Source organism: Curtobacterium sp. NPDC089185 (assembly GCF_040685235.1).
GTDB classification, from domain to species: Bacteria; Actinomycetota; Actinomycetes; order Actinomycetales; family Microbacteriaceae; genus Curtobacterium; species Curtobacterium citri.
Window position 1 is genome coordinate 220,675 of sequence record NZ_JBFBHK010000004.1, and the last position, 20,863, is coordinate 241,537.

At 74.1% G+C, this 20,863-nt stretch carries 22 protein-coding genes and 1 riboswitch; of the genes, 13 read left to right on the forward strand and 9 right to left on the reverse strand.

Annotated elements, in window-relative coordinates; genetic code table 11:
• Positions 1–6 precede the first annotated feature (6 nt).
• The 3 genes from AB0N84_RS06145 to AB0N84_RS06155 form a co-directional block, all read right to left on the reverse strand.
• Entirely contained in the window at positions 7–954 is a 948-nt protein-coding gene (locus AB0N84_RS06145; RefSeq protein WP_363544401.1) for a DnaJ domain-containing protein, read from the reverse strand.
• A 209-nt stretch (positions 955–1,163) separates the two neighbouring features.
• Complete coding sequence (locus tag AB0N84_RS06150; RefSeq protein WP_182046305.1) at positions 1,164–1,916, reverse strand: aminoglycoside phosphotransferase family protein; 753 nt, start codon at positions 1,914–1,916, stop codon at positions 1,164–1,166.
• A 169-nt stretch (positions 1,917–2,085) separates the two neighbouring features.
• Positions 2,086–3,024 (reverse strand): NUDIX domain-containing protein, encoded by a 939-nt coding sequence (locus tag AB0N84_RS06155; protein ID WP_363544403.1) that lies wholly within the window; start codon positions 3,022–3,024, stop codon positions 2,086–2,088.
• A 91-nt stretch (positions 3,025–3,115) separates the two neighbouring features.
• A riboswitch (TPP riboswitch) is annotated at positions 3,116–3,211 on the forward strand.
• Between AB0N84_RS06155 and thiM the strand changes: the two genes are divergently transcribed.
• From thiM to thiD, 3 genes are all read left to right on the forward strand, one after another.
• Positions 3,200–4,057 carry a hydroxyethylthiazole kinase gene (gene thiM, locus AB0N84_RS06160; RefSeq protein ID WP_363544405.1) on the forward strand — a complete coding sequence of 286 codons (858 nt, stop codon included), beginning with the start codon at positions 3,200–3,202 and terminating at the stop codon, positions 4,055–4,057. It overlaps the preceding riboswitch by 12 nt.
• On the forward strand, positions 4,054–4,722 hold the full coding sequence (gene thiE / locus AB0N84_RS06165) for a thiamine phosphate synthase (RefSeq protein WP_363544407.1): 669 nt from the start codon (positions 4,054–4,056) through the stop codon (positions 4,720–4,722). Before thiM ends, thiE begins: the two co-directional genes overlap by 4 nt.
• 17 nt (positions 4,723–4,739) lie before the next feature.
• Positions 4,740–6,218 (forward strand): bifunctional hydroxymethylpyrimidine kinase/phosphomethylpyrimidine kinase, encoded by a 1,479-nt coding sequence (gene thiD, locus AB0N84_RS06170; protein WP_363544409.1) that lies wholly within the window; start codon positions 4,740–4,742, stop codon positions 6,216–6,218.
• A gap of 77 nt (positions 6,219–6,295) precedes the next feature.
• Here the strand turns inward: thiD and AB0N84_RS06175 are convergent, their stop codons facing one another.
• From AB0N84_RS06175 to AB0N84_RS06190, 4 genes are all read right to left on the reverse strand, one after another.
• The gene (locus AB0N84_RS06175) at positions 6,296–6,805 is read right to left on the reverse strand and encodes a YfcE family phosphodiesterase (protein WP_363544411.1); all 510 of its coding nucleotides are present in this window, start codon (positions 6,803–6,805) and stop codon (positions 6,296–6,298) included.
• Positions 6,802–7,290 (reverse strand): MarR family winged helix-turn-helix transcriptional regulator, encoded by a 489-nt coding sequence (locus AB0N84_RS06180; RefSeq protein WP_363544413.1) that lies wholly within the window; start codon positions 7,288–7,290, stop codon positions 6,802–6,804. Before AB0N84_RS06180 ends, AB0N84_RS06175 begins: the two co-directional genes overlap by 4 nt.
• An 88-nt stretch (positions 7,291–7,378) precedes the next feature.
• Positions 7,379–7,840, reverse strand: a complete 462-nt coding sequence (locus tag AB0N84_RS06185) for a VOC family protein (protein ID WP_363544415.1) — start codon at positions 7,838–7,840, stop codon at positions 7,379–7,381.
• A 55-nt stretch (positions 7,841–7,895) separates the two neighbouring features.
• Positions 7,896–8,207, reverse strand: coding sequence for a GNAT family N-acetyltransferase (locus AB0N84_RS06190; protein WP_353062841.1), 312 nt, complete (start codon positions 8,205–8,207; stop codon positions 7,896–7,898).
• A gap of 41 nt (positions 8,208–8,248) precedes the next feature.
• Between AB0N84_RS06190 and AB0N84_RS06195 the strand changes: the two genes are divergently transcribed.
• Both AB0N84_RS06195 and AB0N84_RS06200 read left to right on the forward strand, forming a co-directional pair.
• Entirely contained in the window at positions 8,249–8,896 is a 648-nt protein-coding gene (locus AB0N84_RS06195; RefSeq protein WP_182046313.1) for an NAD(P)-binding domain-containing protein, read from the forward strand.
• A 163-nt stretch (positions 8,897–9,059) separates the two neighbouring features.
• On the forward strand, positions 9,060–10,199 hold the full coding sequence (locus tag AB0N84_RS06200) for a hypothetical protein (RefSeq protein ID WP_363544418.1): 1,140 nt from the start codon (positions 9,060–9,062) through the stop codon (positions 10,197–10,199).
• A gap of 40 nt (positions 10,200–10,239) precedes the next feature.
• On the opposite strand, the gene AB0N84_RS06205 is transcribed toward AB0N84_RS06200, so the two are convergent.
• Positions 10,240–11,097 (reverse strand): LysR substrate-binding domain-containing protein, encoded by an 858-nt coding sequence (locus AB0N84_RS06205; RefSeq protein WP_069711201.1) that lies wholly within the window; start codon positions 11,095–11,097, stop codon positions 10,240–10,242.
• Between the two features lie 148 nt (positions 11,098–11,245).
• Here AB0N84_RS06205 and AB0N84_RS06210 point away from each other — a divergent pair, with 148 nt between their 5' ends.
• Complete coding sequence (locus AB0N84_RS06210; protein WP_182046315.1) at positions 11,246–12,571, forward strand: MFS transporter; 1,326 nt, start codon at positions 11,246–11,248, stop codon at positions 12,569–12,571.
• Between the two features lie 287 nt (positions 12,572–12,858).
• Here AB0N84_RS06210 and AB0N84_RS06215 read toward each other — a convergent pair whose 3' ends face one another.
• A complete protein-coding gene (locus AB0N84_RS06215) occupies positions 12,859–13,512 on the reverse strand; it encodes an NAD(P)H-binding protein (protein ID WP_363544421.1) in 654 nt (217 codons plus the stop codon).
• A 91-nt stretch (positions 13,513–13,603) separates the two neighbouring features.
• Here AB0N84_RS06215 and AB0N84_RS06220 point away from each other — a divergent pair, with 91 nt between their 5' ends.
• From AB0N84_RS06220 to AB0N84_RS06250, 7 genes are all read left to right on the forward strand, one after another.
• Positions 13,604–13,966, forward strand: coding sequence for a helix-turn-helix domain-containing protein (locus AB0N84_RS06220; RefSeq protein ID WP_289458696.1), 363 nt, complete (start codon positions 13,604–13,606; stop codon positions 13,964–13,966).
• A 125-nt stretch (positions 13,967–14,091) separates the two neighbouring features.
• Positions 14,092–15,120: an NADPH:quinone reductase gene (locus tag AB0N84_RS06225; protein WP_363544423.1), complete on the forward strand. Its 1,029-nt coding sequence runs from the start codon at positions 14,092–14,094 to the stop codon at positions 15,118–15,120.
• Positions 15,121–15,216: 96 nt separating this feature from the next.
• On the forward strand, positions 15,217–16,389 hold the full coding sequence (locus tag AB0N84_RS06230; protein ID WP_182046319.1) for an ROK family transcriptional regulator: 1,173 nt from the start codon (positions 15,217–15,219) through the stop codon (positions 16,387–16,389).
• A 155-nt stretch (positions 16,390–16,544) separates the two neighbouring features.
• Positions 16,545–17,660, forward strand: coding sequence for a sugar ABC transporter substrate-binding protein (locus AB0N84_RS06235; RefSeq protein ID WP_182046320.1), 1,116 nt, complete (start codon positions 16,545–16,547; stop codon positions 17,658–17,660).
• 160 nt (positions 17,661–17,820) lie between these two features.
• On the forward strand, positions 17,821–18,585 hold the full coding sequence (locus AB0N84_RS06240; RefSeq protein WP_182046384.1) for an ATP-binding cassette domain-containing protein: 765 nt from the start codon (positions 17,821–17,823) through the stop codon (positions 18,583–18,585).
• Complete coding sequence (locus tag AB0N84_RS06245) at positions 18,582–19,850, forward strand: sugar ABC transporter permease (protein ID WP_182046321.1); 1,269 nt, start codon at positions 18,582–18,584, stop codon at positions 19,848–19,850. The genes AB0N84_RS06240 and AB0N84_RS06245 overlap by 4 nt, the downstream gene beginning before the upstream one ends.
• 93 nt (positions 19,851–19,943) lie before the next feature.
• Positions 19,944–20,816: a patatin-like phospholipase family protein gene (locus AB0N84_RS06250; protein ID WP_363544426.1), complete on the forward strand. Its 873-nt coding sequence runs from the start codon at positions 19,944–19,946 to the stop codon at positions 20,814–20,816.
• The last annotated feature ends 47 nt before the right edge of the window (positions 20,817–20,863 follow it).

The window sequence follows — 20,863 nt, forward strand, 5'->3', positions numbered from 1 at the left end:
GTCAGCTCAGACGAACCGGACGGTCTGCTGCAGGCGGTCGCGGACGTCGAACACGTCGACCGAACCCTCGGGCGACCAGACACCGTTGAGCACCTGGCCGAGGGCGCTCCGTCGGACCACGAGCGCCGTCGGCTTCCGGGGCGAACCGACGACCTGCACGTCCTCGTCGACCGCGGCGTCCGGCACGACGAGCAGTCGGCCGGTGAACTTGACGCGGGTCTGCTTCTGCACCGCCCGTGCGGCGCGGACGAGCTCCTTCACCGGGCGCTCCCCGGGTGCCAGGGTCTCCCCCGCGATCTCCCCGTGCTCGACGCGGACCGGTGCGCCCCAGTCGATGGACTCGACGGCCCAGAGGCCGCTCGGGGTGAGGACGGCGTGGTCGAGCTTCCCCTCGGCCCCGGCGTCCAGGTCGTGCCACACCGTCACGCCGATGCCCATGTCGGCGACGATCGCCGCCGTGGCCTCCTCGGCGAGGGCCTCGCCCAGGAGTCGGCGGATGTGCCGCGGTGCCGAGCGGACGAGCGCCGGGTCGTACGGGTCCTCGATCGGGTCGCCGAGGCCGACCCACTCGCGCTCGGCCTGCAGGAAGACCTCGCGGGACCGGCCGCCGGGGTGACCGTGGGACCGGGCACGCGGGCGGGAGTCGCGACGCGCTGCCGGGGGTGCGTAGGCGTCGCGGCCGGAGTCGGGCCTCCAGGCCGCGGAACCGGACGGACCGGACGCGCCCTGCGGGGTCGACGTGCGGGAGCCCGCGTCGTAGGCGCGGCGCGCTGCGGGCGTCCCGATGCGCTCCCAGGCGACCTGCACCTGGCGGAAGCGCTGGGCGTCCCCGCCGAGGTCCGGGTGCGTCTCGCGGGCGGCCCGGCGGTACGCGCGGCGGAGTGCGTCGTCGTCGGCGGACGAGGGGACGCCGAGCACCTCGTACGGGGTGGCGTCGGCCGGGCTGTCGGTCATGGCCCGACGACACTACCCGAGGCACCTTCGGAGTCCGCCGCGTGCCCGCTGGGAGCTGGCGGGGGGCCCGGTGCGCGCCGCTCCTCCGGCGAGACGCCGCCCCCGGGTCGAGACGCCGCCGGTTCCGACGGCGTCTCGACGGCGCACAGGTGTCTCGACAGTCCGACGGCGTCTCGACGGGTCCGGAAGGAGTGCCGGACCAGCCCGGGTCAGCGGGCGGTGACCGCCGCGCGGACGTCCTCGGCGTGCGCCTCGAGCCAGGCGACGTCCGCCCGGTACAGGTCGGCGTGGCCGTGCTCGAGGTCGCTGACGAACTTGGGGTTGCCGGCTGCGGCCTCGGTCTCCATCGTCGTGACGAGGGCGACGAGCGACGCGGTCATCGTCTCGACGAGCACGCCACGCGACCGGTCGTCGAGGCCGTAGGCGCGGCAGAACTCCGCCGCCCGGTCGAGCCGTTCGTCGAGGCCCGGCGCGGTGCTGCCCTCGACGAGCCCCGTCGTGAAGGGCGCGAAGCGGTAGACGGCACTCGCGACGTCCCAGACGCGCGGTCCGGGGTGCGCCGTGTCGAAGTCGATGAGCCCCACGGCGGCGATGCCGTCGTACACGCAGTTGTACGGCGCGAAGTCCCCGTGCACGATCGTCTCGACCGGCAGGCGCTCGGCCTGCGACCACACGTCGGTGTCCCCGGACCGCGGGTAGGTCGCCGCGGCGTCGTGGTACTGCCGCAGCAGTCGTGCGCTCGTGACGAGGGCCGCCTCGCTCGCGATCTCGGTGCTCCACGGGTAGTTGCCCGCGGTGCCCGGGACGAAGGTGACCGTCTCGAGGACGTCCCCGACGGCGATGGGCTCCGGCGCCGCCACGAACCCCTGCTCGTGCAGGTGGGCGAGCAGCCGGTGCACCGTGGGCGTCCAGGGCCCCGCGGGGCGGTGGACGCGGTCGTCGGCTCTGGTGACACGCTCCATCGTGACCTCCTGATCAGTACGTCTCCGTTGACGTGGGTGCCAGCGTATCCGTCCGGCTCCCGGTCCTGTCCGGGTGGCGTGTGAACATCACGTCACACGACCGTGTGCGTCCCCGGGACGGACGGCGTCCCGCACGGGGTGGACGGCGTCGCGCGCGGTGACGTCGTGTTCAGGCCCCGACGGACGCCGTCCGGTCCCGGAACCAGCCCGGTCCGCGGACCTCGGCGCCGAGGGCCTCGACGCGCGCCCGGAGCTCGCGGTCCGCCGTCACCACGACGACCGGCGCGTTCCCGGCCTCCACCGCCGCCCGGGTGGCCGCGACGACGGCGTCGTCGCCCGATCCCGCCGCACGCACGACCTCGACCGCGGCACCCGTCGCGACGCCGCCGGCCCGGCCCGGGTCGGTGCCGACGCCCGCTGCCCGCGCCGCGCCCTCGAGCACCACGGTCCACCGGGGCCACCACCGGGCGAACGGCAGCCCCAGCCCGTCCGCGTCGGTGCCGACGGCGGCGAGCGCCGTCACGGCGGACAGCAGCCGGTCCGCGGCACCCGCTCGGTCGCGCCACCAGCCGTCGGGCACGCTGCCCACGACGTTGGCCGCGTCGACGACCACGTGCGGCACGGTCGCGATCGATGCGCGCAGCGCCGCCCAGGACGCCCCGAAGCCCGGGTGCAGGGGCAGGTCGTCCACCTCGGCGACCGGCACCCAGGACAGCGCGAGGCTCTCCCGGTCGGCGATCACCGGTTCGAACGGCTCGCGTGCCCGTCCGACGACGGTCGTGTAGGTCCAGAAGCCCAGGTCGAGCACCGCCGCGTGCCGGAGTGCGATGCCGTCCTCGGGCACCCCCGCCTCCTCGGCGGACTCGCGGAGCGCCGCCGCGACGGCGTCCTCGCCCTGGTGCCGCGCACCGCCGGGGATCCCCCACGTGCCCCCGTGGTGGCTCCACTCGACGCGGTGCTGGAGCAGCACCCGCCCGGCCCCGTCGTCGACGAGCAGCCCGGCCGCGCCGAAGCGGCCCCAGGCCTTCGTCCCGTCCGGGCCGTACGCCCAGGCGTCGCCGGGGTCGCGGGGACCGGTCGGAGGGCCGGGAGGGGTCGCAGCAGGCACCCGTCAACCCTGGCACACGGCACCCGCCCGATGTCCGGATCCGCCCCGCACGACGTCGCGCGACGTGTCACGGGACGTCGTGTACGGTGACGACCGAGACACGGGGTGCCGCACCGAGCGGCTGAGATCACACCCGTCGAACCTGCTCGAGCTCGTACTCGCGAAGGGATCGTCCATGCACACTGCTGCGCCCGTACCCCCGTCCCCGGACTGGGCCGACCGCACCGCCGCGCTGCTCGAGGGGGTGCGTGCCCGCGGCCCCCTGGTGCAGTGCATCACGAACACCGTCGTGCAGAACGTCACGGCGAACGTCCTCCTCGCGCTCGGGGCGTCCGCCGCGATGGTCGACGTCACCACCGAGGCCGGCGCGTTCGCCCGGGTCGCCGACGCCCTGCTCGTCAACACCGGGACGCCCCACCCCGAACCGCGTGCCGCGTCGCTCGAGGCCGCGCACGCGGCACACGACGCCGGCACCCCGTGGGTGCTCGACCCCGTCGCGGTCGGCTCGCTGCCGGTGCGCACGGCCCTGGCCCGCGACCTGCTCGCGCTCCGGCCGAGGGTGCTCCGCGGCAACGCGTCCGAGGTCCTCGCCCTCCTCGGCGGGTCCGCCGGCGGGCGCGGGGTCGACAGCACCGCGGGTCCGGACGACGCACGTGCGGCCGCGGTCGCGGCGACGGACGGGAGGACCGTGGGCGCCATGGCGGTGTCCGGTCCCGTCGACCTGCTGGTCGCGCCGGGCACGGGTGTGGTCCGCGTGGCGAACGGCACCCCGCTGCTGACCCGCATCACCGGCGGCGGCTGTGCCCTCGGCGCGGTGGTCGCGGCCTTCACCGCGGTCGCCCCGGAGGACCCGGGTGCCGCCGCGGTCGCCGCGACCGCGGTCCACACGATCGCGGCCGAGCTCGCCGCCCGCGACGCCGGCGGACCGGGCACCTTCCAGCCGCTGTTCCTCGACCGGCTCGCGACCCTGGCGCCCGAGGACGTGGTCCGCGAGGCCCGGATCACGACCGAGCCGACGGCGGTGTCGGCGTGAGCGCCACGACGGACGTCGGCGTCTACCTGGTGACCGACGGGCCGCTCGCCGACCGCCACGGACTCGGTGTGCTCGGCGTCGTCCGCGCCGCCGTGGCCGCCGGGGTCCGGACGGTGCAGGTCCGCGACAAGGACGCCTCCGCTCGGGACCTGCTCGCGCTCGTCGCCGCGGTCGCGGACGCCGTGGGCGACCGGGCCACGGTGGTGGTCGACGACCGCCTCGACGTCGCGCTCGCCGCACGGCACAGCGGACACCGGGTGGCCGGGGTGCACCTCGGACAGTCGGACGTCCCGGTGACGGCCGCGCGGGCGCTCCTCGGTCCGGACGCCCACGTCGGGCTGACCGCGAACGCCCCGGCGCACGTCGCCGTCGTCGCGGGGCTCCCCCGCGGCACGGTCGACCTGCTCGGGGTCGGGGTCGTCCACCCGACGACGACGAAGGCGGACCACCCGCCGGCACTCGGGCACGCGGGCTTCGCGGACATCGCCGCGCTGGCCCGCCGCTCCGGCGTGCCGTGCGTGGCCATCGGCGGGATCACGCTGGCGGACGTCGCACCCCTGCGGGCCGCGGGCGCCGCCGGGGTCGCCGTCGTGTCCGGCATCTGCGCGGCAGCGGACCCCTACGCGGCCGCGGCCGCACACGTCGACGCGTGGACGCTCCGGTGACCGGGAGCGTCCCCCGCGTGCTCAGCATCGCGGGCACCGACCCGACCGGCGGCGCGGGGCTGCAGGCCGACCTCAAGGCGATCGCCGCGCTCGACGGGTACGGCATGGGCGTCGTGACGGCACTCGTCGCGCAGAACACGCACGGTGTCCGCTCGGTGCACGTCCCCGATCCGACGTTCCTGCGGGCGCAGCTCGACGCGGTGTCGGACGACGTCGTCGTCGATGCGGTCAAGATCGGGATGCTCGGCACCGCCGAGGTCGTCCGCACCGTCACCGCGTGGCTCCGCGAGCACCGTCCGCCCGTGGTCGTCGTCGACCCGGTGATGGTCGCGACGAGCGGCGACCGGCTGCTCGACCCGTCCGCCGCGACGGCGATGGGCGACCTGTTCGCCCTGGCCGACCTGGTCACCCCGAACCGGGCCGAGCTGACCGAACTGGCCGTGCTCGCCGGAGCGTCCGGGACGATCGACCGCACGACCACCGACCGCACGCCCACCGACCGCGCACTGCTCGTCGCCCGACGGTGGGACGTCCTGGTGCTGGCGAAGGGCGGGCACGACGACGGGCCGACCGCGGACGACGTGCTCGTCGCACCCGACGGCACGACCCGGACCTTCACCGCGCCGCGCGTCGACACGACGAACACGCACGGCACCGGGTGCTCCCTGTCGAGCGCGATCGCGACGCTCGCCGCGGACGCCGGCGACTGGGAACTGGCGGTCGGCGGTGCGAAGACCTGGTTGACCGCGGCGCTCCGCGGCTCCGACGCCCTGCACGTCGGTACGGGCAACGGGCCGGTCGACCACGGGGCGGCGGCACGTGCCGCCCGGCCGCCGGTGGTCTGGACGGACCGCTGGTGGGACGACGTGGCGGCGACGCTCGACGAGGTCCTGGCGTGCGACTTCCTGGTCGCCCTGCGCGACGGCACCCTCGACGAGGACGTGTTCGCCGGGTACCTCGCGCAGGACCTCCACTACCTGCGGGCCTACGAGCGGCACCTCGCCCGGCTCGCCGACGTGTCGGCCGGGTCGGCGAGCACCTCCTGGGCGGCTGCGGCGCAGGGCTGCGCGGACGAGGCCCGCGACCTGCACCACCGCCGCCTGGCGGGTTCGCACGCGGAGGACCCGGTCCACCCGACGTGCGCCGGCTACCTCGCGCACCTGCAGGAGGCGGCCGACTCGGGTTCGGCCGCCGTCCTCGCCGCCGCCGTCCTGCCGTGCTTCCGGGTGTACGCGTGGGTCGGCACCCGACTCGGGCAGGCGCCGGAGGGACACCCCTTCGCGGACTGGCTCGGGGCGTACGGCGACCCGGGGTTCGCGGCCGCGAGCGCCGAGGCGACCGCGATCGTCGAGGAGCTCGCGGCCGCGGCGGACCCCGACGAGCGCGGCCGGATGACGCGTGCCTTCCGCCGGTCCACCGAGTGGGAGGCCGCGTTCTTCCGGATGCCCACGGAGGCCGCGGCGGCGGAGTCGGAGGCGGCGGAGGAGCCGGCCTGACCGGAGCACCCGCGCCGTGGACGCACCACGGGACGGACGGGAGGCACCCGGCGGGCCCGCCCCGCGCCTCCCGTCCGTCAGCGCGCGGCCGGCCGCAACCGGACCAGCTCGACCGTCAGGTCGCGACCGTCAACCGTGCCGCGCATCCAGGTGAAGTCGGGCTGCCGCCGTCGGTCCGTCGGCGACCCGGGGTTGAGCAGCCGCATCCCCGACGGTGCGAAGGAGTCCCACGGGATGTGCGAGTGCCCGAAGACGAGCACGTCGGTGTCCGGGTGCGCCGCGTCCGCCCGGCGCTCCCGCCCGGTCGCGGCACCGGTCTCGTGCACCAGCGACCAGCGCAGGTCCTCGACGGTGAAGCGCGCCACGAGCGGCAGGCGGTCGTCGAACGCCGGGCCGTCGTTGTTGCCGCGGACGCCCGCGAACCGGCGGGCACGGCCCTGCACCGCGTCGAGCGTGGCGAGGTCGACCCAGTCCCCCGCGTGCACGACGAGGTCCGCCGTGTCCACGTCGGCCCAGAGCGGTGCCGGCAGGTCCTTCGCGCGCTTCGGCAGGTGGGTGTCGGAGAGCAGGACGAACGAGGTCGTCACGACGCGGCGGGGTCCCGCTCGGCGGCGCGCGCGGGCATGGGCAGGCCCGCCTCGTCGGCGGCGCCGAGCCGTTCGAGCAGGCCGGCGAGGAGCGCGATGTCGTCGTCGGACCACTCGGCGAGCCGTTCCTCGAGCGCGTCGCGGTGCAACCGGACCGAGCGCTCGAGGGCAGCGCGGCCGGCGTCGGTGACCTCGAGGGGCTTCGCGTTGCCCGAGCCGCCGTCCGTCGTGCGGACCAGGCCCGCGGCGAGCAGGCCGGAGAGCTGCCGTGAGATGGTCGAGCGGTTCAGGCGGAGGTACCGCGCGATGTCGATCGCCATGCACCCGGGGTGCTCGACGACGAAGTCCACGAGCGACTGGTCGACGACGCTGAGCACCAGGTCGTCGCCGCGTGCGCGGATGCTCGCGCGTCGGGTGATGCGCGAGAGTTCCGTGTAGGCGCGTCCGATGTCGGCGTTGCGGACGTCCGGGCCCGGGCTGCTCATCGCGGTCTCCAGCCTGTCACTGCGGGCGCCGGGTCCCCGGCGCTGGTCGGGTCCCGCCACTGTACCGGCGGGCGTGCTCGGGTCGGACTCAGCGGCCCGCCGCGGCGGCCTGGAGCGCCGGGATGTCGAGCTTGACCATGTCGCGCATCGCGGCGAAGACCCGGGCGTTCGCTTCGGGGTCGCCGCCGCCGGTCATCAGGTCGCCCATCATCGACGGGGTCACCTGCCACGCCAGGCCCCAGCGATCGTGGAGCCACCCGCAGGCGAGCGGCCGACCGCCGTCGGCGAGCAGCGCGTCCCAGACCCGGTCGAGCTCGTCCTGCGTGTCGACGTCGACCTGGAACGAGACGGCGTCGGTGTGCGGGTGCCCGGGGCCGCCGTTCATCGCGCGGTACGGCTGGCCGAGCAGGGTGAACTCGACGACGAGCGCGGTGCCGTCGGGCGTGCGGGCGACGCTGTCGACCCGGCTGTCCGGGAAGAGCTCCGTGTAGTACGTCGCGGCCTGCTCGGCCTGGTCGTCGTACCAGAGGAACGGGGTGATCGTCGGCATGGTGTCTCCGAGCGGGACGGGCCGACCGCGACGCTGCGGCCGGTCGGGGTGGGTCTCAGTCCGCCGTGCCGCGGCTGAGGAGGTGGGCCTTGTCGGGGTGCTCGTCGAACCACTTGCCGACGAACCAGCACATCGGCACGATGCGCTTCGTGGTGCGGGCCTCGACGTCCGCGACGGCGTGCTCGACGAGCTGCGCCGCGTAGCCGTGGCCGCGGTGCGAGGGCACCGTGTACGTGTGCGGGAACGACACCGCGTCGTCGGTGGCCCGGCGGTCGAGGACGCTCACGAGCTCGCCGTCGACGTACATCGCGTAGCGGTCGCGGTCGGTCTCGTCGCGGAACTCGTGGGCCATGGCGCCATCATGCACCCGCGGGGAATGCGCCGCACGGAGGCGCGTTGCACGGTGCCATGACAACCATCGGCATCATCGGAGCAGGCAACATCGGATCCCAGCTCGCACGCCTCGCGGTGCAGCACGGCCACCAGGTCGTGATCGCGAACTCGCGCGGACCGGAGACGCTGCAGGACCTCGTCGCGGAGCTCGGCGACGGTGCCCGCGCGGCGACCCGTGACGAGGCGGCAGCGGCCGGCGAGATCGTCGTCGTGACCACCCCGCTCGCCGCGATCGAGACGATCCCCGTCGAGCCGCTCGTCGGCAAGGTCGTCGTGGACACGAACAACTACTACCCGCAGCGCGACGGTCACATCGCGGCGCTCGACGACGAGACCACCACGACCGCGGAGCTCCTGCAGGACCACCTGCGCGGTGCCCGGGTCGTCAAGGCGTTCAACCACATCGCCGCCCCGGCGCTCACCGACGAGGCCACCCCGGCCGGCACCGCCGACCGTCGCGCACTCGTCGTCGCCGGTGACGACGCCGACGCCAAGCGCGTCGTGTCCGACCTGATCGACGCGTTCGGCTTCGACGTCGTCGACGCCGGTCCGCTCGCCGAGGGGTGGCGCATCCAGCGCGACACCCCCGGCTACGTGACGCGCTTCACGGCTGACGAACTGCGCGCGAAGCTCGCCGAGGCGAAGCGCTACCGCGACATGTAGTCGCCGCAGCACCAGGAGCCCCGGGCGGCTCCGCACAGCCGGACGGCGCCGTGCGGGGCCGCCCGTGACGTCTCCCGGACACACCCCCGGAACTGGGGCTGCGCCCCGGTGCATGCGGACGGATAGAACTGACGATGGATCAGCAGACCGAGGGAGCACGGAAGTGGCGCTGCACCGCATGTCGGACCGGGACCGGCCGCGTCGAGCGGTCCCCGCGTGGGTCGTCGCGCCCCCGGAGGACACGACCGGGGACGTCGGCCGGGAGGCCCGTCCCACCTCCGCCGCGCACCCGTCGGCCGCCGACACGGTCGCCGACGGTCCCGCACCCGCCGCCGTCGCGACGGTCGCGCCCGCCGGCACGCTGCCCGGGGTCCTGACCGGTCCGCTGCCGGACGGCGACGTCGTCGTGCCCGACTACCCGCCGCAGGAGCACCTGCTCCCGCCGGCCCCCACGTCCCCCGCCGTGCAGGTCGCCCCGTTCGACACCGCCCCGCTGCCCGTGTCGCCCGCCGAGGCCACCAGTGCACCGCTGACGCCCCCGACCGACCCGACCCACCCCGCCGTCACGCACCCGGTCGCGGCACGACCCGCTCCGCCGGCCGCCCCGGTCGTCGGGCAGCCGCGCTTCTCGGTGCCCGGTCTCGAGCACGTCGTCGTCGAGGGCACCGAGCCGGAGCCCTCGGGGCCGATCGGCTACCGGACGCCCGCGCGCTTCGCCCGGCAGCAGGCACCGCAGCCCGTCGTGGCCGACCCCGCGACGACGCCGTTCGACGCGATCATCGCTCCGCTGGCACCGACTCCGCAGTCGCAGTCGCCGAGCACCGCGGACGGCTCCGCCGCCCCCGCGGACGCCGCCACGGCCGACGACGAGGCCGGAACACCGTCGGTGGATCCGACCGAGGCGGAGGCAAGCGGACCCGACCAGGGCGCGACGGGCCTCCCGGCCGCGGGTCGAGCGTCCCGTGACCGCAGCCGGACCGCGATCGGTGCCACCCCGGCCGCCGTCCTCGGCGCGGTGACCGGCGCGGGCGCCCTCGGGCTGGCCGCCTGGTGGTTCACCGCTCCGGCGACCCTGCACGCCACCGGGCTGGTGCTCGGTGTGCTCGCCCTCATGCTGTCGGGGACGGCGCTGCGCAGCTCCTCGGCGGCGTGGCAGCGACCGGTCGCCCTGCTCGGCGCCGTGCTCGGCGGGGTGGGCACGCTCGTGCTGCTCTGGGCGCTCGCGACGGCGCTCCTGCCGCTCGCCGGCGTGACGCTGCCGGACCTCACCGGTACCGGCGTCGTGCCGATCGTCGCGCCGTAGACGCGGGCGGGTCCGCGTCAGAGCGCCCCGGACCGCCGCGTCAGACCGCGCGGACGACCCCGCGCGACAGGATCGCGCTCGTCAGGGCGTCGATCGGCTCCCGCTGCACCGTCGGGTTGGCGATGAGCACGTAGTCGACGGCGGGCAGGTCCGGCAGCGACAGGCGCTGCGAGACCTTGACGAGGTCGGCCGGGATGAGCGAGTGCGGGAAGACCGCGACGCCGATGCCGGCCCGCACGGCGGCGAGCACCCCGTTGACGTCGCGCGTGTTGCAGGTGATCCGCCACGTGCGCCCCGCGGCCTCGAGGGCGTCGATCGCCATCTGTCGGCTGATGCTCGGCGCCTGGTAGGCGATGAGCGGGACGGGTTCGTCCCGCTCGAGGGCGATGCCGTCCTGCGCCATCCACACCATCTGGTCGGTGGCCACGCGCGTGCCCTCGGCGGACTCCCCCGCGGTCTGCTTGATGAACACCAGGTCGAGCTGACCCGCGTGCACCCGGCGGAGCAGCGGCGCGGACTGGTTCACCGTGAGCTCGAGGTTGACCTGCGGGTGCAGGCGGCGGAAGTCGCGGAGGATCCGCGGCAGCTGGGTGATCGCGAGGTCGTCCGCCGCCCCGAAACGCAGACGGCCCCGGGTCGCCGCACCCGAGAAGTAGGCGTCGGCCGTCGCGTGCGCCGCGAGGATCGACCGTGCGAAACCGGCCATCGCGTCGCCGTTGTCGGTGAGCGCGACCCCGCGGGTGTCCCGGGCGACGAGGGTGCGGGCGACCGCCGTCTCGAGCCGCCGGACGTGCTGCGAGACCGTCGGCTGGCTGATGCCGAGGCGCTGACCGGCGAGCGTGAAGCTGCCGGTCTCGGCGACCGCGAGGAACGTGCGGAGCAGGACCGGGTCGAGCACGGTGGACCTCCCGTCGGGACCGGGTCGTCCGACCGGCCATTCGACATCGCAATGGACTGATAGCCACCATAGGGGTGTCGAATGGGTCGGCACCACGTAGTTTCGCAGGGGAACGAAACCGCCCCCGACGATCCGGAGCCCCACCACCGTGAGTGCGTCATCGACGACCCTCCCCCCACCCACCGAACCGCTCCCGATCCAGGCCGACCGACCGCCGTGGCGCCACACGCTCATCGCCCTGTCCGTGCCGAACTTCCGCCTGTTCACCGCGACGAACCTCGTCGCGATGACCGCCGGGTGGATGCAGCGCATCGCCCAGGACTGGCTCGTCCTGCAGCTCACCGGGTCGGTCGCGCAGGTCGGCATCACCGTCGCCTGCCAGTTCGCGCCGATGCTGCTGTTCGGGCTCTGGGGCGGGGTGCTCGTCGACCGGTTCTCGAAGCGGGCGCTCATGATGATCACGCAGGGGGCCTTCGCCCTGCTCTCCGCGCTGCTCGCCGTGCTCACGCTCACCGGGGTGGTCGAGGCGTGGCACATCTGGGTCATCGCGTTCCTGGTCGGCGTGGTCACCGTGATCGACAACCCCGCCCGCCAGGTCTTCGTCACCGAGATCGTCGGGCACCAGCACCTGCGGAACGCGATCAGCGTGAACTCGAGCGTGTTCCAGCTCGGCGGCATGATCGGCCCGGCCCTCTCGGGTGCCCTCCTCGTCGCCGTCGGCGCCGGGTGGTCCTTCGGGGTGAACGCCGTCGCCTGCGTGGCGGTGGTCGTGACGCTCGGGTTCCTCCGCACCGCCGACCTGCACCGGACACCACCCGCGCCGCGCTCGAAGGGCCAGCTCGTCGAGGGGCTGCGCTACGCCGTGCGGAAGCCGACGATCCTGGTGCCGGTCGTCCTCATGGCGTTCTTCTCGGTCTTCGCGCTGACGATGCCGGTGCTGCTGTCCGCCTTCGCCTCCGAGGTGTACGACGTCGGCGCGGGCGGCTACGGCGTCTTCAACTCGGCGGTCGCCGTCGGTGCGCTGGCGGGGGCACTGCTGTCGACCCGGCGCGCGGTCGTCCGGCTGCGGACCATCGTCGGCGGGGTCTTCTGGACGGGCGTGCTGCTCGTGCTGTCCGGCTCGATCCCGGTGATCGCACCCTTCACGGCCGCGCTGGTGGCCGTGGGCATGTCGCAGCTGCTCTTCATGACGGCCTCGAACTCGCTCGTGCAGCTGTCGTCGAACGTGGCGATCCGCGGTCGGGTGATGTCGCTCTACGTGCTCGTGCTGCTCGGCGGCCAGGCGATCGGTGGTCCGGTCATGGGCCAGGTCGTCGACCACTTCGGGGCGCACGTCGGGATGGTCGTCGCCGGGGGCGTGCCCGCGGTGGCGGCGGTCGTCGTCGGGCTCGTGCTCGCGCGGCGCGGCGGGCTGCACCTGGCGGTCCGGATGCGGCACCACCTGCCGGTCCCCGCGATCGTCGGGCACCGGTAGCGCCGCGCGCTGCGGCGCGCGCTGCGGCGGCAGGACCAACGGGAGGCACGTCGCGCCACGGGACGACGTGGCGCGACGTGCCTGCCGTGGTGCGGGAGCACGCAGCACCACCCACCGGACGGGAGGCGCGGTGCCGGGCCGCCCCGTGCCTCCCGTCCGTCAGCGGTGCGGCCGCGACGTCGCCCTGCCCCGGACCGAACCACGGAACCGACGTCGAACCAGCCGCGGGGACTGGTTCGACGTCGGTTCCGTGGTTCGACGACGCCGCCGAGGCGGCGCCGCGAGCGTCAGTACGCGACGCCGAAGCGGGCGCGGTGGTGCGCCGGGCGCTCGACCTCGTCGACGACGGCGATCGCGTAGTCCGCGCCGGAGATGTCCGAGTTGCCCTCGGCGTCGGTGAGGAGCAGGTCGTCCGTCGTGCGGTAGGTGCCCTTCCGCTCGCCGGGGTTCCAGCTGCCGAAGGCCGCGGCCGGGCTCACGTAGAACCAGTCGACGTCGCCCGTGTGGTCGCCCGCGCGGAGCGCCTCGAGGATCTTGCCGTGGCTCTTCGCCTCGGGCTTGACCTCGTCCGGGAACTCGGCCGTGTCGACGAGCGCCGGGCCGCCCTCGGCGACGAGCAGCGAGCCCGCACCACCGACGATGCCGAGCCGCGCTCCGGCAGCGGCCGCCGCGTCGACGAAGTGCTGGAACTTGTCCTTCAGCTCACTGCCGTCCGCCTGGACCGCCGACAGCGACACGATGACGACGTCGGCGTCCTTCGTGACGTCAGCCACGAAGGAGGCGTCGAAGGCGTCGCCCTGCGCGAGGGTGAGCCCCTCGGCGGCGTCGAGCTTGGAGGTGTCGCGGGCGACGGCGGTGACGGCGATGCCGCGGGACAGGGCCTCGCGGACGATGGCGGAGCCGGCGTACCCGGTGCCGCCGAAGACGACGATGCTGGTCATGTGGGGTCCTCTCGTGACTGGTGGACCCGACCGTACTCGCGTTACTCTCTCCCGGGAAGTAGGCACCTCTCGGTGCGTAACGGAGGTCACGATGTCAGCGCTCGAGTACAGCCCCTACGCGGCGGACTGCCCCTCTCGGCAGCTGCTCGACCGCATCGGTGACCGGTGGAGCGTGCTGACGATCGGATCGCTCGTCGACGGGCCCCGGCGATACTCGGCGATCGCGGCGCGGGTGCAGGGCGTCTCGCAGAAGATGCTGACGCAGACGCTCCGTGCGCTCGAGCGCGACGGGATCGTGACGCGGACCGTCTTCCCCGAGATCCCGCCGCACGTCGAGTACGAGCTGACCGAGCGCGGCCGGTCGCTCCGCGCCGTGCTCGAGCCGCTCGAGGACTGGGCGACGTCGCACATGGCAGACGTGCAGGACAGCCGCGACGCCTACGACGCACGCTGATGCCGCCCGCTGACGCCGCCGGGCCGACGACACGCACGGCCACCGCCGGACCGACGACGCGCGCGGCCGTCGTCCGCTGACCGTCGCCCGGAAGACACGTCGACGCCCGGTGGTTGCCTGGTGGCATGCGATCGATCGTCTACACGAAGCCCGGTGACAGCAGCGTCCTCGACCTGGTCGAGCGGGAGGTCCCGCAGCCCGGTCCCGGCGAGGTCCGCGTCCGCGTCGTGGTCTCCGGCGTCAACCCCACCGACTGGAAGGCCCGCGCGGGCGGCACCTACGGCGACGGCCTGCCCTTCCCCGAGATCACGCCGAACCAGGACGGCGCCGGCGTGGTCGACGCGGTCGGCGAGGGCGTCGACACCCTGCACGAGGGCGACCGCGTCTGGCTGTACATGGCCGCCGCGAGCCGCCCGACCGGCACCGCGCAGGAGTTCACCGTCGTCCCGGCGGAGCGCGCCGTACAGCTGCCCGAGGGCACGAGCCTCGACGTCGGCGCCTCCCTCGGCGTCCCGGCGATGACCGCCCACCGCGCGCTCACCACCCACGAGGACGGCCCGAGCCGCCTGGCCCCCGGTGCGCTCGCGGGCCGGACGGTGCTCGTCGCCGGCGGCGCCGGAGCCGTCGGGCACGCCGCGATCCAGCTCGCCCGTTGGGCCGGTGCCACCGTCGTCTCGACGATCAGCTCCGACGCCAAGGCCGCCCTCGCCACCGCCGCCGGCGCGCACCACACGGTGAACTACCGCGACGAGGACGCCGCCGCCCGCATCCGCGAGATCGCCCCCGACGGCGTGGACATCGTCGTCGAGGTCTCGATCCCGCAGAACGCGCAGCTCGTCGCCGACGTCCTGGCGAACCACGGCATCGTCTCGATCTACGCGAACAACGGCGGTGACGACGCCACGCTGCCGATCCGTCCGAACATGTCGGTCAACGCGCGCTACCAGTTCCTGCTGCTCTACACGATCGGCGACCGCGCGCTGTCCGCAGCGGCCGAGGACGTCACCGCCGCGCTCCGCGACGGCGTGCTGCCCGTCGGCGAGGAGGCGGGGCTCCCCCTCGTCCGCTTCGCGCTCGAGGACACCGCCGCCGCGCACGACGCCGTCGAGGGCGACGCGGTGGGCAAGGTGCTCGTCGACGTCCAGGGCGAGTAGCGAGCCGGACGGGAGGCGCGTGGCGGGTCCGCCATGCGCCTCCCGTCCGCTCGCGGTCACGGCTGTCCGCCGTGAGCCGCCCGTTACGCTGTCCCCGTGTCAGAGCCACGCCGCAGTCCCGGGAACCAGACTTCACTGCGTGAAGCCAACCGGGGCCGGGTCATCGCCGCGGTCAAGCGGCACGGCGGACTGACCCAGGTCGAGCTGGCGGGCGTGACCGGGCTCTCCCCGGCGACGGTGTCGAACATCGTCAAGGAGCTCGTCGCCACCGGCTCCCTGCACGCCACCCCGAGCACGTCGAGCGGCCGACGGGCCCTGCGCGTCACGCTGCCGCACGGCCTCGGCCTGGTCGCCGGCGTGCACGTCTCGCCCAGACACCTCCGGGTCGCGCTCTCCGACCTCAACGCGACCGTCCTGGCCGAGCGGCACATGCCCCTCGCCCGCGACCACCGGGCGGACGCCGAGCTCGACAAGACCGCGCTGCTCGTGATGGACATGGTCGAGTCCATCGGGTCGTCGATGAGCGAGGTGCTCGCCGTCGGTCTCGCCGTGGCCGCGCCGATCGACCGACGGACCGGCATGACGGCCCGGGGCGGGATCCTCCGCGGCTGGGACGGCGTGCCGCTCGGGGCGTCCCTGGCGAGACGACTCGACAAGCCGGTGCAGGTGGACAACTCGGCCAACCTCGCGGCCCTCGCCGAGCACCGCAGCGGTGCGGCGCGCGGGCGGAGCACGGTCGTCACGCTCGACGTCGGGAACGGCATCGGCGCGGGGCTCGTGCTCGACGGGCGGCTCTTCCGCGGGCACCACGGTGTCGCGGGCGAGTTCGGGCACACGCCCGTCGTGCCGCACGGTCCCGTGTGCCGGTGCGGGAACCGCGGATGCCTCGAGGCGGTCGCCGGCGCCCCGGCGGTCCTCGCCGGCATCCGCGACGAGGTCGGCACGCTCAAGCTCGCGGACCTCGTCCTCCGTGCGATGGCCGGCGACGACGTGTGCATCCGGGCGATCGCCGATGCGGGACGCGCGATCGGCACCGCGGCCGTCGGCCTGTGCAACCTGCTCGACCCGGAGCGCCTCGTCGTCACCGGGGAGTTCGCCCGCGCCGGCGAGCTGCTGCTCGGGCCGATGCGGCACGCCCTCGAGTCGTCGCTCATCGTCGACGCGGACGGCACCCCGGACGTCGTGCAGGGGCAGCTCGGCGAACGCGCGGCGGTGACCGGGGCGCTCGCGCTGGCGATCGAGTCGGTGGACGTCACGCGGGCACGCTGACCCGGGCATCGGTCGGCGGCCGGACCGTCCGGCCTAGATAACGTTTTCGGTATCACCCGCGCATCCCTTGCGTTCAAGTCTTGCAGCCAAGGACGTCCGCTGCCACACTCAGCACACCGCCACTGTGGGCGGTCCACCTGTTGGAGGACGTTTCAATGAAGAAAGCCACCACACGCGCCATGCTGGGTGCCGGCGCCCTGCTGCTCGCGATCACCACACTCGCCGGTTGCTCGAACGGAGCGGACGCGAACAACGGCTCCGGGGGAGGCGGCGGGGACGCGTCGAACGCGAAGATCGGCCTGCTCCTGCCCGACTCCGTCACCGCCCGCTACGCCAGCGCCGACCGCCCGCTCTTCACCGCCGAGGTGAAGAAGCAGTGCCCGGACTGCTCGGTCGTCTACGCGAACGCCGACGGCGACGCGTCGAAGCAGCTCCAGCAGGCCCAGTCGATGCTCACCCAGGGCGTCAAGGTCCTCGTCCTCGACCCGTTCGACGGCGAGGCCGCCGCCTCGATCGTGCAGCAGGCGAAGGCCAAGAAGGTCCCGGTCATCTCCTACGACCGGCTCATCAACAGCCCCGACCTGAGTTACTACATCTCGTTCGACAACGAGAAGGTCGGCGAGCTGCAGGGTCAGGCGCTCGTCGACGCCCTCGAGGCGAAGAACGTGCCGTCCGGATCGGGGATCATCATGGTCAACGGCTCCCCGACCGACAACAACGCCTCGCAGTTCAAGAAGGGCGCGCACTCGGTCATCGACAAGAGCGGGTACAAGGTCCTCGCCGAGTACGACACCCCCGGATGGGACCCGGCCAAGGCCCAGGACTGGGCAGCCGGGCAGATCAGCAAGCTGGGCACCGACGAGATCGCCGGCGTGTACGCGGCGAACGACGACACCGGCGGCGGTGTCATCGCGGCCCTCAAGGCGGCCGGTGCGAAGACGCTCCCGCCGGTCACCGGTCAGGACGCCAGCCTCGCCGGCATCCAGCGCATCCTCGCGGGTGAGCAGTACATGACCGTCTACAAGGCGTTCAAGCCCGAGGCGTCGAAGGCCGCCGACCTGGCGATCCAGTTCGCCAAGGGCGAGGACCCGAAGGGCGAGACCACGGTGCAGACCGCCGGTGGTGCGTCCGTGCAGTCGACCCTGCTCGAGCCCGTCGCGGTGACGACGAAGAACGTGCAGGACACCGTCGTGAAGGACGGCCTGTACAAGGTCGACCAGATCTGCACCTCGCAGTACGCCTCGGCCTGCTCCAGCGCCGGCATCCAGTAGTCCCGACGCGGGTCCGGGACGTCCCCGAACCCGGGGCAGCCCGGACCCGCACCGACCCACCCGCCCGTCCGGTCCCGCAGGACCGGGCGGGCCCCACCTCGGAGAGGACGCTCCCGTGAGCAACGAGGCACCCGCACCACACCCATCCGCCGAACCGGTGATGTCCCTCCGCGGCATCACGAAGCGGTTCGGCGCCGTCCAGGCCCTGAGCGAGATCGACTTCGACGTGTACCCGGGTGAAGTGGTCGCCATCGTCGGCGACAACGGCGCCGGCAAGTCCACGTTCGTGAAGATCCTCGCCGGGGTCTACACGCCCGACGGCGGCACCATCACGTTCGGCGGCGACGAGGTCACCGTGCCGAACCCGGCCGCCGCGCAGAGCCTGGGCATCGCGACCGTCTTCCAGGACCTCGCCCTCGCCGACAACCTCGACGTCGTGTCGAACCTGTACCTCGGGCGCGAGATCGCGCACCCGTTCCTCGACGAGGAGGAGATGGAACGCCGCTCGTGGGAGCTCCTGCAGCAGCTCGCCGCGCGGATCCCCTCGGTCCGCATCCCGATCGCGTCGCTCTCCGGCGGGCAGCGGCAGACCGTCGCGATCGCCCGCTCGCTCATCGGGGACCCCCAGGTCGTGATCCTCGACGAGCCGACCGCCGCGCTCGGCGTCGCACAGACCGCCGAGGTCCTCAACCTCGTCGAGCGCCTCCGTGAGCGGGGCCTCGGCGTGATCCTCATCAGCCACAACCTCGCGGACGTGCAGGCCGTGGCCGACCGGGTCGCGGTGCTCCGCCTCGGCCGGAACAACGGCACCTTCCGCATCGACGACGTCTCGTACGAGGAGATCATCGCCGCCATCACCGGTGCCACCGACAACGCCGTCACGCGCCGCGCGGCCGCCCGGACCGAGCAGGAGACCCCAGCATGAGCAAGACCGACGAGACCCTCACCGCGGCGACCCCGACGGCCTCCGCGGCGGACCTGCAGGACGAGCGGCTGCTCCGCGACCAGGGGCTCGGCGGCGCCGCAAAGGCGTTCGTCCGCCGGGTCCGCGGCGGCGACATCGGATCGCTGCCGGTGGTCGTCGGCCTCATCGTCATCTGGGCGGTGTTCCAGGCCCTCTCCCCCGACTTCCTGTCGCCCGGCAACCTGGTGAACCTCGCGCTGCAGTGCGCGGCGGTCGGCACCATCGCGATCGGCATCGTCCTCGTCCTGCTGCTCGGCGAGATCGACCTCTCCGTCGGCAGTGTCAGCGGGCTCGCCGCCGCGATCCTCGGCCAGGGCCTGACGACGCTCGGCTGGCCGCTCTGGCTCGTCCTCGTCGTCGCGCTCGCGGTCGGCGCAGCGGCCGGGCTGCTCTACGGGCTGCTGTTCACCCGGTTCGGGGTCCCGAGCTTCGTGATCACCCTCGCCGGGCTGCTCGGCTTCCTCGGCCTGCAGCTGCTCATCCTCGGGCCGAACGGGTCGATCAACCTGCCGTACACCGACCCGATCGTGCAGTTCGCCTCGGCGTCGTACCTGCCGCCGTGGCTCGCGTACCTGCTCGCCGCCGTCGCGGCCGGCGGGCTCTTCGTCACCGAGGTCCGCCGCGCCGCCCGCCGCCGGAAGGCCGGGCTCTCGACGGGTGCGATGTCCCTGACGATCACGAAGTCCGTCCTGCTGTTCGTCGGGCTCGCCGTGATGGTCTGGTACCTCTCCCGCGACTTCGGCACCGGCACCTCGTTCGTGTTCTTCGTCGTCCTCGTCGTGCTCATGAACTTCCTGCTCAAGCGCACGCGCTGGGGCCGATCGGTCTACGCGGTCGGTGGCAACGTCGAGGCGGCTCGACGCTCCGGCATCCGGGTGAACCGCATCTACATCTCGGTGTTCGTGCTCACCTCGCTCTTCGCCACGGTCGGCGGGATCCTGGCGGCCGCGCGGCTCAACTCGGCCAGCCTGTCCTCGGGTGCCGGCGACACGAACCTCAACGCGATCGCCGCGGCGGTCATCGGCGGGACGAGCCTGTTCGGCGGTCGGGGCAGCGCGTGGTCGGCGCTGCTCGGCATCATCGTCATCCAGTCGATCTCGAACGGCCTGACCCTGCTGAGCCTCGACTCGTCGATCCGCTACATGATCACCGGCGCCGTGCTGCTGCTCGCCGTCATCATCGACTCGCTGTCGCGGCGGAGCCGCGCCAGCCACGGGGCCGCCTGATCCCCTGACCGGGGTGGCAGACGGACGGGAGGCGCGTGGCTGGATCGCCACGCGCCTCCCGTCCGTCTGCCGGTCACCTGGTAAGCAGGACCCATGACCGACGTCGCCACGCCCACGCCCGGAACCAGAGCACTCGTCCTCGGCGGAGGCGGCGTCGCCGGCATCGCGTGGGAGGTCGGGGTGCTCTCCGCCCTGCAGGACGCGGGCGTCGACCTCGACGCCGCCGACCTGGTCGTCGGCTCGAGCGCCGGCAGCGTCGTGGGCGCCTTCGTCCGCGGCGGCGGCATCGCCAGCGCGTACGAGCAGCAACACGCGCCCGTGCCGAGCACCTACGTCGAGCCGGAGCGGATCGGCGGCGAGGACTTCCAGCAGCGCCTGGCCGCGGTGCTCGCCGGGGCCACCTCGGAGCAGGACGCCCGGGCCCGCCTCGGCGCGGTCGCGCAGCAGGTCGTCACCGGGCAGACCGACGACGAGCGCACGGCGACGTTCAGCGAGACGCTGCCCTCGCCCGAGTGGCCGGAGAAGCCGCTCGGCGTCACGACCCTCGACGCGGTCGACGGCACGTTCAAGGTGCTCACCGCGACCACGGGCGTGCCGCTCCCCCGCGCCGTGGCCGCGAGCTGCTCGGTGCCGTTCGTGTGGTCCCCGGTCCGGATCGACGGCGTCCCGCACATCGACGGCGGCCTCCGCTCGGCCACGAACGCGGACGTCGCCGCCGGACACGAGCGGGTGCTCATCGTCGCCTGCGGCCCCGAGGGCCCGTCGCCGCTCGGTCCGTGGCTCGAGCTCGCCGTCGAGTCGCTCCGCGCGGGCGGGAGCTCGGTGGAGGTCGTCGTGGCGGACAGCGGGGCGCAGCACGCCTTCGGCGACAACTCGCTGTCGCTGTCGACGCAGGCGCCCGCGGCGACCGAGGGACGCCGGCAGGGTGAGGCCGTGGCCGAGGCGATCGCCGCGTTCTGGGCCTGAACCGCTCGCGCACCGGTGCCGGACCACTCGTCCACAGATCGGGTCCG